Origin of the sequence: Polynucleobacter sp. AP-Melu-500A-A1, from assembly GCF_018882125.1 — a bacterium.
GTDB lineage: Bacteria > Pseudomonadota > Gammaproteobacteria > Burkholderiales > Burkholderiaceae > Polynucleobacter.
In genome coordinates, this window is record NZ_JACVOZ010000002.1 from 566,343 (window position 1) to 580,905 (window position 14,563).

The window sequence follows — 14,563 nt, forward strand, 5'->3', positions numbered from 1 at the left end:
TTAGGCAGAAATGAATATTAGACTTGAGGGTGGCGATGATCATTGACTTTGGTCAATTTCCCCCAAATCACGCATCCAAATGCAGAATTGCTTAGATAAATATCTCTTTATGCTTCGTTTTGAGGCGGCTCAGGGTCTCAGGAGAGAGGTTTAGGTATGCCGCTAGCTCTTTTTTAGGGAGGAGCTCAAATAAGTCTTCATATTTGCGCAAGAAGCGCTCTACCCGCCCAGGTGCATCGAGCATATGCAAGGTAATGGTGTGGGCCATGATTTCACTCATGAGACGCATCACCTCAAACTCAAAGCTTTCCTTAAGGGGTTTGTGCTCTTCAAGGAATTCAGCCCATTTTTTCATGGGCATGCGAGCGACTCGGGACTTGGTTACACAGGCAATACTGTATGGAGCAGCCGTCTTTAAGCGCCAAGCTGCGTAACTGGTTTCAATATCTTTTTCGATGGCAAAACGCAAAATCATCTCTTTTGCATCGGGACTAGAAACGATGCGCTTAAGAATGCCGTCCAAGACAAAGTACTGTTCCATTTGATGATCGCCCTGACGGAGCAATATTTCTGATTTTTTGAGATCCGAAATTTCTAAATAGCGCTCTAATTCAGTCATTGCTGCCGCATCCAAGTTCTTTAAAACAGAGTTTTGACTCAGTTGGAGGCGAATCAGGTTTTTTTCGGGGTGCTTATCTAATACAGTCATGAATCTTTCATCCTAGACCAAGTATTGTAGGCTTTTTTAAGCCCAAAACAGGCTAAAGCCCCTAAAGATAAGCTAGAATCGCTGTGTCGTGGTGCCTTATTGCAATGCAATAAAGTTAAACGGGAAACACTAAACGTGTGCTGCCCCCGCAACGGTAAGTAAATACACCTTTTCCCCAGGATAAAGGTGTCAGGAATCTGAAAAAGCCACTGTGCACGTCAATGCATGGGAAGGCCAGCTTCTGAGATTTACTAGCCCGGATACCGGCCAAGACAGGTGGAATTTTGCGGACGGGGATCTTCGCGCGCCGATGACAGCGTGCCATCTTCTAGTTAGCCGCCCAATTGACGCTCGTCTCCTGCTTGTGAAATTCTGTTCGACCTAGCTAACGGGGAAGTTAGCCAGGCAATCGATAACAGAAAGTAGTCATGAAACAATCGCAATCAAAGCTGCGCATAATGCTGCTCAGCTCAGTCCTGAGCACGGCATTACTCAGCAATCTCACGCAAGCACAAAGCAATTCAAACGTATCGGTTTCGGTAGGACCGAACACCATGAACCCAGTCATCGTTACAGCTAATAGAGCGCCAACTGCGGCTAGTAATGTACTAGCTGACTACGACTACATCGGCCCTGAAGAAATTGCTCAAGCAGGTCAAACCAGCTTAGTAGAGTTATTACAAAGGCAACGTGGTGTTGAGATTTCAAGTTACGGTACAGGCGGATCAATCGCGAGCGTTTTTCTACGCGGTACGAGTAATGCGCAAAGCTTGGTCCTGATTGATGGAGTTCGGACAGATTCTGGATTTAATGGTGGCCCTAGTTGGCAAGCTATTCCATTAGCCCTGATTGATCACATTGAAATTATTTTTGGACCCCAAAGTAGCCTCTATGGCGCAGATGCCATTGGCGGCGTTGTACAAATTTTTACTAAGCAGGGAGACGGTCCTGCCAAGGTCAGCGTATCGAGTGGCTACGGTACTTATGGCACAACCATTACTGAAGCAAGCATTTATGGCGCAACTGAAGGCGAACAAAAGATTCGCTACTCCCTCAGTGCAAGTCAGAATCTATCAATGGGATTTAATACTGTCGCTGATAACAACCCTTGCAACCCCACTACACAATCCAAAAAATCCATTGCCAGAAATTGCTTCTATGGTGCCCTACCGACCAATAGAACTGGTTACAGTCAAGACAGCATTACGGGTAGAGCCTCTCAAGAATGGATGCAAGGTCAAGAACTAGGAGTGCAATTTCTACAAAGTCGCTTGAATAATCAGTACCCAGGTAATGCACCAGGCACTTATGCTCCTGCAACCATGAATAATATTAATGATCTAGGCACCTATTCCATATATTCCAAAAATCAAGTAACTGAAATCTGGAAGAGTCTTTTGCAAGCCGCTCAGTCCACTGATAATGGTCAGCAGTTAACCCCAACGACAAATCCAGTAAATAACACCAAGCAAAATATTTTGACTTGGCAAAACGATATTGCGGTTGGACCGGATTTACTGCAATTCCTGGCTGAGAGAAGATCGCAAAACGTTTTCACTAACCAAGTGAACTACAACACGACGTATTTGCCGGAAAACTTTAATCAAACACGTAATACCAATTCGGTAGCCGGTGCCTATCAATTAAAGCGGGGTGCGCATTTAGCGAACCTTTCACTACGCAATGACAACATCACAGGTTATGGCAGCCAAACCACAGGGGGTGCTGCCTATGGTTACTTCTTCACTAAAGCTTTCAGGGGAAATATCAACTACAGCACTGGTTTTAGACCTCCCACCTTTAATGACCTGTACTACCCCGGCTATGGCAATCCGTCACTGCAGGCTGAAAAAAGTCGCAATACTGAGGCCGGACTTCATTATGAAGAAGCTACTTATGAATTACATTTAGTCGGGTATACCAACACGATTACGAACTTGATTCAGTATTCCAGTATTGGCTGTCCTCCTGGATACTTTGGTTGCGCTTCAAACGTAGCCAATGCGAAAATCAATGGTGCCTCATTGGGTGCTAGTAAACAATTGGAGAACTTCAATCTGAAAGGTTCTTTTGATCAGCAAAATCCCATCAATCAAAATACAGGTTCAGTGCTACTCAAGCGTGCTCGTCAATTTGGCAATGCAGCGGTGGAATATCGCGCTGGTGCAGTGACAACTGGTGCCGGCGTAACCTTTTCTGGTCAACGTTATGACTACGGCAATACAGGGCTTGGTGGTTATGCCATCTTCAATCTCTATGCCAACTATGATGTAACAAAAGATTGGAGTATTTTTGGACGCTGGAATAACGTGACTAATAAAGACTATCAATTGACTTACGGATACAACACTCCAGGATCTAATATCTATATCGGCGCACGTTACGCCATGAAGTAATGCTATGAAATACACAACACTCGCTCAGTCATCATTCAAAATAGGTTTGGGTGTAGTGTTGTGTGGATTTTTAGCCCTTGCACAAGCAGCTATAGAAGTAAGTGATGATCGCGGTAAGACCCTCGTCTTTAAAAATCCTCCGCAACGTTTAATCAGTCTTTTGCCATCGCTTACCGAATCGATTTGCGCTCTTGGTAAATGCAGCAATCTGGTAGGAATTGATCGCTTCTCGAATTGGCCTATCTCACTACAAACACTGCCAAAGCTGGGTGGTATTAGCGATAGCAATTTAGAAGGCATCGTGCAACTCAAACCTGACTTAGTGCTAGTCGATAGATCCTCTCCCATCATTGCGCGTCTTGAAGGCCTGCACATCCCCGTGATGGCTTTTGATATCAAGAACATGGCAGATGAGGAGCGCGCCCTTAAAAAAATGGATCTCGCCTTGGGAAGCAATGAATCTGACAGAGTCTGGAAACAGATCCAAGCAGAGATTACCCGCGCCAATAAACAACTAGATGGCTCTCAAAAAAATATGCGCGTGTATTTCGAGGTTAACTCTGCGCCTTATGCTGCTGGTCGAACTTCTTTTATTGGCGAACTGTTAACCAGACTTGAGCTTTACAACATCATTCCCGAATCCCTTGGCGCTTTCCCAAAAATTAATCCTGAATTTGTAGTGCAAGCAAAACCTGAAATCATCATGCTTAGCGAAACCAGGCTTCCTGATATTAAAAAACGTCCTGGTTGGGGCGCAATTCCAGCAATCGCACAGAATCGCATTTGCGCCTTTAATAAAGAGCAGAGTGACATTCTAGTAAGACCAGGACCAAGAATGGGACAGGCAGCGCTCATACTTTCGGAATGTATTGCAGAAAAAGTATCATTGAATAAGTGATGCCATCCAATCAACTTCCTTTAAAGCTACTCATTCTGCTGGGCTTAAGTGCTGTGCTGATTGCGCTAGGTAGTATTTTAGGAAGTACGGGCGTAGATTGGCATTTTGCAGATGCAAACCGCATCATTCTATTTGAAATCCGCCTACCGAGATCGATTGGCGCCTATCTTGCTGGAGCATTACTGGGCTTAGCGGGTGCAATCGCCCAAAGCTTATTTCGCAATCCTTTAGCGGATCCCTATTTGTTAGGAAGCGCCTCTGGAGCACTTCTAGGAGTAGGCATTATTCTCTGCCTCTCCTACGTTGGTGAGTCTTCCATCATTAGCTTGATTGGCATCAATGGAGGTGCATTTGCCGGAGCTTTGCTCGGAGTGTTGGCTGCCCTCTTATTGGCAGGCGGATATAAAAGTTCATTGCGTTTACTCCTTTCAGGGGTAGTCATTGGCGTGATCTTTGGTGCTGCAAATTCTTTACTCACGTTTGTACGTCCGGATTTATATCAAAGCCTTCAATCATTCATGTTGGGTAACACTGCGTTACTTACTTGGAATGCGGTACTCATCATGGGAATGGCATTGTCTCTCTGTGTACTCCTCACTCTATTGCTCAGCCCTGTACTGAGCGCACTCTCTCTTGGAGAAAACACTGCGCGCACTCTGGGACTTCCCCTTGATCAACTGAGACTTTTATTAATTAGCATCTTGGCTCTGGCTACTGGATTTGCAGTGGCCCAAACCGGTTTAATTGCATTTGTAGGATTAGCTGCCCCTCATTTAGTACGTCATATTTCTGGTGGGCGTCAACGTGCCCAACTCATCCTCTCCACCATCTCTGGCGGCATTTTGCTCTTAGGTTCTGATTTGCTGGCGCGCAGTATTTTTGCCCCACTGGAAATTCCCGTGGGTATTGTTACCGCGGTACTTGGAGGCAGCTACCTTCTCTTTCTCTTACGTCGCGGCCAGATCGGAATGAAGAAATGAAACTTCAAGATCTGAGCGTATACCGCGGCCCTTGTGAAGTGCTGCGTAATCTCTCCATTGAAATACCAAAGGGGAAATGGACCAGCATTATTGGCCCTAATGGTGCAGGAAAATCTTCCCTCCTTCAGGGAATGACTAATATTCTGCCCATCAAGGGTCAGATCAGCATTGAGGGTGTCGATATACAAACACTCAGTAGTAAACAACGCGCAAGATCAATGGCCTGGCTAGCTCAAAATAATGATGCCGCAGAAGAATTTAGCGAGTTGACTGTTTACGATACCGTCATGTTGGGACGCATTCCTCATCAGGGTTGGCTGCATTTGCCAAGCCATCATGACCATCATGTTGTTCAGCAATCATTACTCAAAACCCATACTCAATCTATTGCCACACGATTCCTACATGAACTATCGGGAGGAGAAAAGCAGCGTGTTTTACTCGCTCGCTTGTTAGCAGTGGAAGCCGATATTTTGCTGATGGATGAGCCATTAACGAACCTGGATCCGCCTCATCAAGCCGACTGGCTGATTTGGCAAAGAGAACTACTATCCCAAGGCAAAACCTTGGTGACCGTCTTACATGAAATTCAATATGCCCTCAGGGCTGATCATCTGGTCATGATCAAACAAGGAATGCTCCATTTTGAGGGTGCTAGCAATGATCCAGAAACTCACCAAGCCTTAATCGCCCTTTTTGAGGGTCGCATTCGCCTAGAAAAGCTTGGGAATGAATGGGTTAGCCTTCCCGCCTGAAAAGCGCCCCATTCTGGCTTTTCCTGAGGCTACAATGCCAATATGAACGAGTTAAATACACTAGCCCCAAGTCATAACAGTGCCGCCCTGGACGCTGCAAATGCATCCGTTAAACGCTTGGCTGACAAAGTTCAATTAATTACTGAAGCCGTTAAAAATCTGCATCAAAACCGCACTCAGCTTGAGGGCAAAATCGAGGATGCTCAAAAACGTATTCAACATATTCTGAGTCGCTTACCAGAGCAAAGTGATGGGCGCCAAATGAATCTACTGAGTGAAGCTATTCCACCGAACAACATAGAGGATGATAGTGAGCCAACAACGCATTGAAGTAACTCTCGCTGGCCAAAAAATTACCCTGGCTACCAGTACAGAGCATGAACCATTACTCCGCGCAGCTTGCGTGCTCGTGGACGAGCAAATCAAATTAGCAATTGGTGGTGGTAATCGAAGCATTGAGCGGGCCAGTATGATGGCGGCCCTCACCATTGCTGGCGATCTCATCAAATTACAAAATTCACAATCGCAACAGAGTCCTTCTTCAAATGTAAGTGCAGATGAGGTTTCACGACTTCATGCGGAAATCCGCGCGCTTGAAGATCAAGTAGATACTTTGATGCAAACCCTTTCCCTGCCTGGTTCGCCAAGGCCAATAGTTCCTTGAACCGATGCGCAAGCATCCGGAACGATCTTTACCTTGCGGGCGTGAGCGCTTCGAAAGTTCACAGTGCCAGCCTCGAGCTGGTCACTCCCTGAGCCTCTTAATGCACCCAAAGCAGAGTAGCCGTTCCACCTTGAACCTTAGGGTTCAGGATGACGGCCTAGCGGCCAAGGCGGGGAATCCTTGTTACTAAGTGATATTGCCGTATTGCTGTTATGCGGCAGTATCTCAGGATTTTTAGCGGGTCTTCTAGGAATCGGTGGCGGCATGATCTTGGTGCCCTTCATGATCCTAGTCTTTAATCATCTGAACTTTGAACCTAATCTCATTGTGCATATGGCAATTGCCTCTGGTATGGCAACCACTGTGTTTACATCACTCTCTGCCATTTGGGCGCATCATAAAAATAGCTCAATTGATTGGAGTTTAGTAAAGTCACTCAGCCCAGGTTTAGTCATTGGCAGCCTCATTGGCGGGAGCGAAATTTTTGAGGCCCTGGATACTTCCTGGCTATCTCTCTTTTTTGCCGTCTTTATCGTCTACACATCGATTCAAATGATTATTAATAAAAAGCCCAAACCTGGTAGAGATTTACCTGGCTCGCTTGGCTTATTTTCATTTGGCGCTTTTGCGGGCACCCTCTCTAGCCTCTTGGGTGCAGGTGGCGCATTTGTGAATGTACCCTTCATGCTTTGGTGTAACGTCAAACCCCATATAGCGATGGCAAGTTCCTCTGGTTTAGGATTTCCGATTGCAGTGGCAGCAACCATTGGCTATATGTATGGTAGTTGGAGCCACCCCAATCTTCCGCCAGGATCATTAGGCTTTGTATACGTGCCGGCAGTGGCTTGTATCGTCGTGGTGAGTATTTTTACTGCTCCATTGGGTGCTAAGATGGCCGGCAAATTGAATGTCGCTCAGTTAAAGAGAGTCTTTGGGGTGATGTTATTTGTCATTGCGGCTTTCATGTTTAACGAAAGCCGCAAAGCATTTGGTTTCTAGCTACGACTTACTTCGTATATTGCTCTCGCAAAATATTCTTTTGAACTTTACCCATCGCATTGCGAGGTAAGTCAGCAACAATTTCTAAGCGCTTAGGAATTTTGAAATTGGCAATTTGTGATTTCAGAGTGGCGATCATGGCATCAGCATTGAGCTGAGCACCAGCCTTAGGTACGACTACCGCCATCACTGCTTCACCAAAATCTGGATGCGGGATACCAATAACAGCACTCTCGTCTACGCCATCCATATCATCAATAAAGCCTTCGATTTCTTTAGGATAGACGTTATATCCACCAGAAATAATCAGATCCTTACTACGACCAACAATGCATAAGTACTCTTGAGGTGCTTTGCCGCCATTGGCATCTCCACCCCAGCGGCCAACGTCGCCAGTCTTAAACCAACCATCTTTGGTGAACTCTTCAGCAGTCTTCTCTGGCATACGCCAGTAACCTTTAAATACGTTCGGTCCTTTAACTTGAATGCTACCGATTTCATTGACCTTGCATGGCTTGTTATCTTCACCTACTACGCGCACCTTAACTCCTGGCAGCGGCAAACCCACTGAGCCACCGACACGGCTCCCCTTGTAGGGATTAGAAACGAGCATCACGGTTTCGCTCATGCCATAACGCTCCAGAATGGGCTGACCAATCACCTCTTTAAATGTATTAAAGGTTTCTGTTAGTAGTGGCGCAGAACCTGAAATGAATAAACGCATATTCCGAGTCACTTGCTTCGTAAAACCTTTATCTGCCAATAATCGAACATAGAATGTTGGCACCCCCATCATGACCGTTGACTTAGGCATATGCTTAATTAACTGAGCAGTATCTAAGCGAGGCAACCAAATCATCTTACTGCCATTAATGAGTGCGCCATGCGCTGCCACAAACAAACCATGCACGTGGAAGATAGGCAATGCATGCAAGAGCACATCACCTTTTATCCAACCCCAGAACTTTTGCAAAACCTGAGCATTGCTACCCAGATTTTTATGTGTCAACATGGCGCCCTTACTGCGGCCAGTTGTTCCAGAGGTATACAGAATGGCCGCGAGGTCATCATCCTTAGCAGGCACCGTTTTAAATGTGTCACTAAGACTACCAGCGCGCTCTAACAAGTTGCCTGTGCGATCATCATCTAAAGTAAATACATGCTTAGTACCTGCTTTAAAAGCAACCTTAGAGACCCATGAGAAATTCTTGCTACTACACACCACAACTGCCGGTTCCGCATTCTCAAGAAAGTATTGAATTTCTGCAGCTTGGTAAGCGGTATTGAGAGGTAAATAGACATAGCCCGCGCGAATCGTTGCCAGGTATAAAAAAAGTGCCTCCGGTGATTTTTCAACCTGAACCGCTACCCTAGAGCCAGCTGGAAGCTTAAGACCCTTAAGCAGGTTCGCCATTTTTGCAGTGGCTCGCTCAAGATCACTCCATGAGTAATACAAACCATCGTGCGTTTCAAGAGCGCATGCTTTTTTATCTTTTGGAAAACCTTTTTCCAATAGGGAATATAAATTCATTAGAGTCTCAAACCAAACTTAATCATGTTAAAAAATATTTACTCTTAGTCCAACTTAGCGCCTGAGGCTTTTGCTACTGCAGCCCAACGTTTAATATCACCGTTAATAAACTTCGCAAATGCTTCACCTGTGAGATTTGGAGTGTCGGAACCGTTATTAGTCCAGATCGTTTTGAGTTCAGGAGTATTAATTGCCTTTTGGACTTCAGCAGTCATCTTATCTACGATGGGCTGTGGAGTACCCTTCGGAGCAAATAAGCCATACCAAGTAGAAACTTCATAACCCACTAAGCCTGCCTCAGCCGCAGTGGGGACATTTGGGAAGCCAGGAGCACGCTTTTGTGAAGCAACTGCCAAAGCAACAATCGAGCCATTCTTAATCTGAGCAGCCGAAGAACCCAAACCATCAAACTCAATATCTACTTGGCCAGCAATCAGATCTTGCATCGCAGGGCCGGCACCACGATAGGGGATATGGGTAATAAAGGTTTTAGTCAACATCTTAAATTGCTCACCAGCTAAATGGTGAGATGAACCATTGCCAGCGGAAGCGTAATTAAACTTACCTGGATTCTTTTTCAGCAAGGCAATGAATTCTTTTAAATCCTTCACCTGAACATTTTTTGGATTGACTACGATTACTTGTGGTGGTGTTGCAACCATGGCTACTGGAATGAAACTCTTCTCAATGTCGTAATCCAAATTTGGATACATTGCAGGCGCAATAGCATGGTGGGCCGCGCCCATGAAAAAGGTATAACCATCTGGAGCAGCCTTGGCTGCAATGGAGGCGCCTAGAGTGCCGCCTGCCCCGCCACGATTATCAATAATGATTTGCTTACCTAGCTGCTTTGTTAGCTGTGCTGCTAAAGGTCTAGCGAAAGCATCAGTACCACCACCGGCTGGGAATGGCACAACAAAAGTAATAGGCTTGCTAGGCCATTCTTGGGCTATAACAGCCAAAGGTGCAGCGCATATCAAAAATAATACTTTTTTTAACACTCTATTCAAAGTGGATTGCTTAGTCATCACTGTCTCCTCCATTTGCCATTTTTCTTGGCTTGTTTATTTAGTACCTATTAGCTAGTTTGACGCCTACGGTGCTTATTTTACGACCCCTCAAGCCAATTACACTACTTTGATTACCCATTTATAGCGTCATTAAGCGCCCTACCGCACGGGAATAATCAATTTGGCCCTGCGTAAAACGCTCATGATTCTCTTCAACCGAAGAAAGATCATATAAATAGTTCACCATTATTGAGGCAGACTGGCGCAATCCTTTACGAGAAAGATCCCCCGCCCAATTGATTTGGTGCAATCTTGCGCCATTGCCCAGATGGAACTTCGCTACAGGATTACCATTTCTGTTTGCTGAGCCCAATCCTAAATAAATACTTGCTAGGCATAGCAATGCTGATTTTTCTCTCTCAGTCGCATTATCTGGATGCCAACCAGCGCCTAAGCGCTCAGTCCAAGAGCGGTTGGCTAAGCCCAAAATTTCGAGTGCCTGCTCTCGAGCGGTCCGAATTGCAGGCTTTAATTGCACACTCGACTTCTCATTGGCAATATCTGCACCCGCAGCAATCCAATCAACAAATCCTGGAATTGGAGATAAGGTTACAAATGTTTTCAGGCTAGGGAACTCAGCTTGTAACTGTTCAGCAACTCTTTTGATTAAGAAATTGCCCATCGATACACCGCGAAGACCAGGCTCACAGTTGCTAATGGAATAAAACGCAGCCACTTTGTAATGAGATGTTTGATGCATTGTTTCTGCTTTTTTATCCACCAGCGGAGTAATCACTGCGGGAATTTCAGGTAATAGTGCTACTTCAACAAAAATCAGTGGCTCATTAGGGAGCTGCGGATGAAAGAATGCAAAGCACCGACGATCAGGCTGCAGGCGGCGGCGCAGGTCATCCCAACCGTCAATAGCATGTACGGCCTCATGTTTAATGAGTTTTTCGAGTACTTCAGCGGGTGATTTCCAATCAACGCGATGCATTTTTAAGAAGCCGGGGTTAAACCATGAGGACAGTAAGTGACGCAAATCAAAATCAACCGCCGTTAATTCTGGTAGCTTATCTAATAATTGCAAAAGATCGCGCCGCATCTCGACGAGTGCGGCAGTACCATTACTAGCCCGATTTAATCTACGAAATAATTCTTGTCTTGGTGGTTCAGTAACACGCTGTAATTTAATGTAATTACGTGCGTTCGCTTCTGCTGAAAAATGCTGGGCCGCAGTCATTACTGAAACAGGATCAGGATTGAGTTTTTCAAATAAGAAAGTAAAAAATTTGGCGTGTTGATCTTTTGATAACTTGCGATAGTTATGAATGACTTCATCAGCCATACTGACGGCATTGGACTCGCCGCGCTCAGAAATAAGGCGGTTTACCGCACCAGTGAGGCGCGAAAGGTAGCGGGCTTTGGCAAGCTTTTCAAGCATGTATTTCTTTCAAAGAGAGGCACTCAATAGCGTGATGACTGCATGTATTCCTTAACCAAGGAATGATAGCGATAGTTTAAAAAGCTTGCTGAACCAGCTTATATATGGACAAGAGCATCATTTATAAAAGCAAATGGCTTCTATTGCCTAAAATTAAGCTGATTTGGATTTAAATGCCGTCATGAGATAGATGCCAAAAATGATCATTGGCACACATAACCATTGCCCCATCGAAAGACCAAGACCTAGCAAGCCCAAAAAGGCATCGGGCTCGCGAGCATATTCCGCCAAGAAGCGACAGACTCCATAACCAAGTAAGAACAATCCAGAAACCTGGCCTACACGACGAGGTTTGCTTGAGTAGATCCAGAGTGCAATACCGAGCAGAATACCTTCACCAAGTAATTGATAAATTTGCGAAGGGTGGCGCGGAATGGAATCCACCAGTGGAAAGACCATCGCCCAAGGTAGATCCGTTGGCCTCCCCCAGAGCTCACCATTAATAAAATTTCCAAGGCGACCAAATGCCAACCCGAACGGCACCAATGGAGCAACTAAATCACTCACCACAAAGAAAGTAGTTTTGCGTTTGCGAGCAAACCAATACAGAGCAAGGAGAACTCCTAAGAGGCCGCCATGAAAAGACATCCCACCTTCCCAAATCTTCAAAATATCAAAGGGGTGAGATAGATAATAGGCTGGCATATAAAACAGGCAATAACCCATTCGTCCACCGAACACTACTCCCAAAACACCTGCAAATAAAAGATCTTCAAGATCCTTATAAGTCCACCCCAGCGCTTGATAACGTGGCGCCCGAATTCGTAAACGACCTAATAATAAAAATTGTGCAAAGGCCATGAGATACATCAAGCCATACCAATGAATTGCAAAGGAACCTAGACGAATAGCCGCCGGATCAATCTGAGGATGAATTAGCATGATTAGCGCTTGGACTGATCGAAGTTATGCAGCTCATGACCTAGGTCTCGATAGGCCTTATATCGCTCTCGCCCTGCCAGGCGCTCTGCCTCATTCACTGTTACCACCTCCACAATTCTGGGAAAGCGCATAAGTAAAGCAGCAACATCTTGAGGCATAGTCATCCCAATATGAATCATGATATCGGCGTGGGGAATCTGATTTAGGGCGATAGCAGAAAAATCATCCGTGAGAACGATGGGGGTTTCAGCTGCAGCTTCGTCATCGATAAAGCAATGCGGCAAAAAATCAGTACTACTAAAAGCCCAAAGTAATTCATCAAGCTTTAGTAGGTCAGCCTTCTCACCTACCATCACAATATTGCGAACAGCTTGACCGCTCGGAGTCTCACTCCAAATCTTGCGAATTAGACGACAGGCATATTGCAACTTATCAGCAACATTGCTGTGAAAATCAATGCGAGCCATGATTAATGTACTAAGCGCCCTATTGGAAACTTAGCTTTGCTCAAGCAAGTAATTGAGGAGTAAGGGGACTGGTCGGCCGGTTGAGCCCTTAGCAGCACCACTCTTCCAGGCAGTCCCAGCGATATCTAAGTGAGCCCACTTGTATTTTTCTGTAAAGCGAGAAAGAAAACAAGCCGCAGTCACACTGCCAGCAGGCCTCCCCCCAATATTGGCTACATCAGCAAAATTCGATTTCAGTTGCTCATGGTAAGCCGCATCTAAAGGCAAGCGCCATACCGTGTCCAAAGAAACTTGACCAGCCTTAGTCAAGGCGCTCACTAAGTCCTCATCATCCGAGAACAAACCACTATGAACATGGCCTAAAGCAATAATGCAAGCACCCGTTAGGGTAGCCACATCAATGACCGCTTTTGGTTTAAAGCGCTCGACATACGTAAGCGCATCACAAAGAATCAGACGGCCCTCAGCATCGGTATTCAATATCTCAATCGTCTGACCAGACATACTTTTCACAATATCGCCAGGACGTGTTGCACTACCAGAAGGCATATTTTCACAGCTTGGCACTACGCCGATAATATTTTTCTTGAGCTTCATGAGGGCAGCAGCATACATCGTACCGATCACAGATGCGGCGCCACACATGTCGTATTTCATCTCATCCATTGCTTCGCCAGGCTTTAATGAAATACCGCCAGTATCAAAAGTAATCCCTTTACCAACGAGTACTGTGGGAGCTTCACCAGCCTTACCACCTTGATGACGCATCACGATAAATTGTGGAGGAGTATCTGAGCCCTGAGTTACCGATAAAAAGGAACCCATACCCAATGCTTCAATTTGCTTACGACCCAAAACCTCAACCTTCAGGCTGGTCTTCTTACTCAAGCTCTGCGCTGTTTTACCCAAATAGGTTGGGGTACAGATATTGGGTGGAAGATTACCTAAATCTTTTGCTAGGTTCATACCCTCGACCATCGCAATACCTTGGATAACCGCATCCTTTAATTGTTTACTACAAGCATTATTACCAGCGAATATCAGATGCTTGAGAGTATCTGCATGGTCTTTTACTTTAAATTTCATAGCGGGTTGACGCACACCAAAGCGATAAGCCTGATCGCCAGCATACTGAATCGTCAAACGTACTTCATCAGCAATAAAGCTTGCGTGATGTGCAAGAGAAAAACTTGGGATAAACCAAAGTGCATTTTCAATTGAGCTACCACTAAGGGCCTTTAATGCTGCGCGGGCAATCTTGGAGTAAGCGGTCAAACTACGATCGTTCGAGAGATGCAAATCACCTAAGCTAACCAATAAAACCCGTTTTGCTTTTACCCCATTTGCGCTCCAAGATTTTTCAGCGCGTAATACGCAAACTGAAGCCTGCTTTGCATCAAGATCACCCACTATATTTGCATTACTAATCGAACCACCCAATAGTTGATCTAGCTCTGCTAAAAGTCCGAGTTTTGCCTTGGCAGCTTTACCGCTTCCAAAGTCTTTCAGGTCTGCCTTGGAATAAGCCAATACCAAGCAATCGGTGGCTTGAGCCAAAAGGGTGTTGAGGCTAGATTTAAGGGATTTTTGATTCCCCAGCTCAGCTTGGGGGAAAATCTTGGTACTAAAGTGAATTGTCATAATTTAATGCGTTATTAATAAGTAAATTCAAAGGGGTTAAAGGATATTTATCCATTATCCTCCGACATGAAGATCAACATCCGTATAGTCACCAATATAAGCTATTTGCCACCTCCAAATCCTGCCC

13 protein-coding genes, 1 other RNA gene, 1 pseudogene and 1 riboswitch are annotated in these 14,563 nt (G+C 45.3%); of the genes and pseudogenes, 8 read left to right on the forward strand and 7 right to left on the reverse strand.

Annotated features, from left to right (window positions below; all coding sequences use genetic code 11):
* Positions 1 to 91 precede the first annotated feature (91 nt).
* Positions 92 to 709, reverse strand: coding sequence for a Crp/Fnr family transcriptional regulator (locus ICN38_RS06205; RefSeq protein ID WP_216256182.1), 618 nt, complete (start codon positions 707 to 709; stop codon positions 92 to 94).
* A 72-nt stretch (positions 710 to 781) separates the two neighbouring features.
* A riboswitch (cobalamin riboswitch) is annotated at positions 782 to 996 on the forward strand.
* A 141-nt stretch (positions 997 to 1,137) separates the two neighbouring features.
* Here ICN38_RS06205 and ICN38_RS06210 point away from each other — a divergent pair.
* From ICN38_RS06210 to ICN38_RS06245, 8 genes and pseudogenes are all read left to right on the forward strand, one after another.
* Entirely contained in the window at positions 1,138 to 3,105 is a 1,968-nt protein-coding gene (locus tag ICN38_RS06210; RefSeq protein ID WP_216256183.1) for a TonB-dependent receptor domain-containing protein, read from the forward strand.
* Positions 3,106 to 3,109: 4 nt separating this feature from the next.
* Positions 3,110 to 4,003: an ABC transporter substrate-binding protein gene (locus ICN38_RS06215; RefSeq protein ID WP_216256184.1), complete on the forward strand. Its 894-nt coding sequence runs from the start codon at positions 3,110 to 3,112 to the stop codon at positions 4,001 to 4,003.
* Complete coding sequence (locus ICN38_RS06220) at positions 4,003 to 4,983, forward strand: iron ABC transporter permease (RefSeq protein ID WP_216256185.1); 981 nt, start codon at positions 4,003 to 4,005, stop codon at positions 4,981 to 4,983. Before ICN38_RS06215 ends, ICN38_RS06220 begins: the two co-directional genes overlap by 1 nt.
* Entirely contained in the window at positions 4,980 to 5,738 is a 759-nt protein-coding gene (locus tag ICN38_RS06225; protein ID WP_216256186.1) for an ABC transporter ATP-binding protein, read from the forward strand. The genes ICN38_RS06220 and ICN38_RS06225 overlap by 4 nt, the downstream gene beginning before the upstream one ends.
* A 42-nt stretch (positions 5,739 to 5,780) precedes the next feature.
* Complete coding sequence (locus ICN38_RS06230) at positions 5,781 to 6,068, forward strand: hypothetical protein (RefSeq protein WP_216256187.1); 288 nt, start codon at positions 5,781 to 5,783, stop codon at positions 6,066 to 6,068.
* Positions 6,043 to 6,264 (forward strand): annotated as a pseudogene (locus tag ICN38_RS11615) (cell division protein ZapA); the annotation flags it as partial. The gene ICN38_RS06230 and the pseudogene ICN38_RS11615, both read left to right, overlap by 26 nt.
* Before the next feature lie 99 nt (positions 6,265 to 6,363).
* Positions 6,364 to 6,582, forward strand: a non-coding RNA gene (gene ssrS, locus ICN38_RS06240) — 6S RNA.
* Complete coding sequence (locus tag ICN38_RS06245) at positions 6,583 to 7,401, forward strand: sulfite exporter TauE/SafE family protein (RefSeq protein ID WP_216256188.1); 819 nt, start codon at positions 6,583 to 6,585, stop codon at positions 7,399 to 7,401.
* 7 nt (positions 7,402 to 7,408) lie between these two features.
* Here ICN38_RS06245 and ICN38_RS06250 read toward each other — a convergent pair whose 3' ends face one another.
* The 6 genes from ICN38_RS06250 to ICN38_RS06275 form a co-directional block, all read right to left on the reverse strand.
* Positions 7,409 to 8,932, reverse strand: coding sequence for a malonyl-CoA synthase (locus ICN38_RS06250; protein WP_216256189.1), 1,524 nt, complete (start codon positions 8,930 to 8,932; stop codon positions 7,409 to 7,411).
* A 44-nt stretch (positions 8,933 to 8,976) separates the two neighbouring features.
* Entirely contained in the window at positions 8,977 to 9,960 is a 984-nt protein-coding gene (locus ICN38_RS06255) for a tripartite tricarboxylate transporter substrate binding protein (RefSeq protein WP_216256190.1), read from the reverse strand.
* Between the two features lie 121 nt (positions 9,961 to 10,081).
* Positions 10,082 to 11,386, reverse strand: coding sequence for a malonyl-CoA decarboxylase (locus ICN38_RS06260; RefSeq protein WP_216256191.1), 1,305 nt, complete (start codon positions 11,384 to 11,386; stop codon positions 10,082 to 10,084).
* A gap of 153 nt (positions 11,387 to 11,539) precedes the next feature.
* Positions 11,540 to 12,328, reverse strand: coding sequence for a prolipoprotein diacylglyceryl transferase (lgt, locus tag ICN38_RS06265; protein WP_216256192.1), 789 nt, complete (start codon positions 12,326 to 12,328; stop codon positions 11,540 to 11,542).
* Between the two features lie 2 nt (positions 12,329 to 12,330).
* Positions 12,331 to 12,795 carry a DNA polymerase III subunit chi gene (locus ICN38_RS06270; RefSeq protein ID WP_216256193.1) on the reverse strand — a complete coding sequence of 155 codons (465 nt, stop codon included), beginning with the start codon at positions 12,793 to 12,795 and terminating at the stop codon, positions 12,331 to 12,333.
* A 30-nt stretch (positions 12,796 to 12,825) separates the two neighbouring features.
* On the reverse strand, positions 12,826 to 14,430 hold the full coding sequence (locus ICN38_RS06275; RefSeq protein ID WP_370624373.1) for a leucyl aminopeptidase: 1,605 nt from the start codon (positions 14,428 to 14,430) through the stop codon (positions 12,826 to 12,828).
* Positions 14,431 to 14,563: the final 133 nt, after the last annotated feature.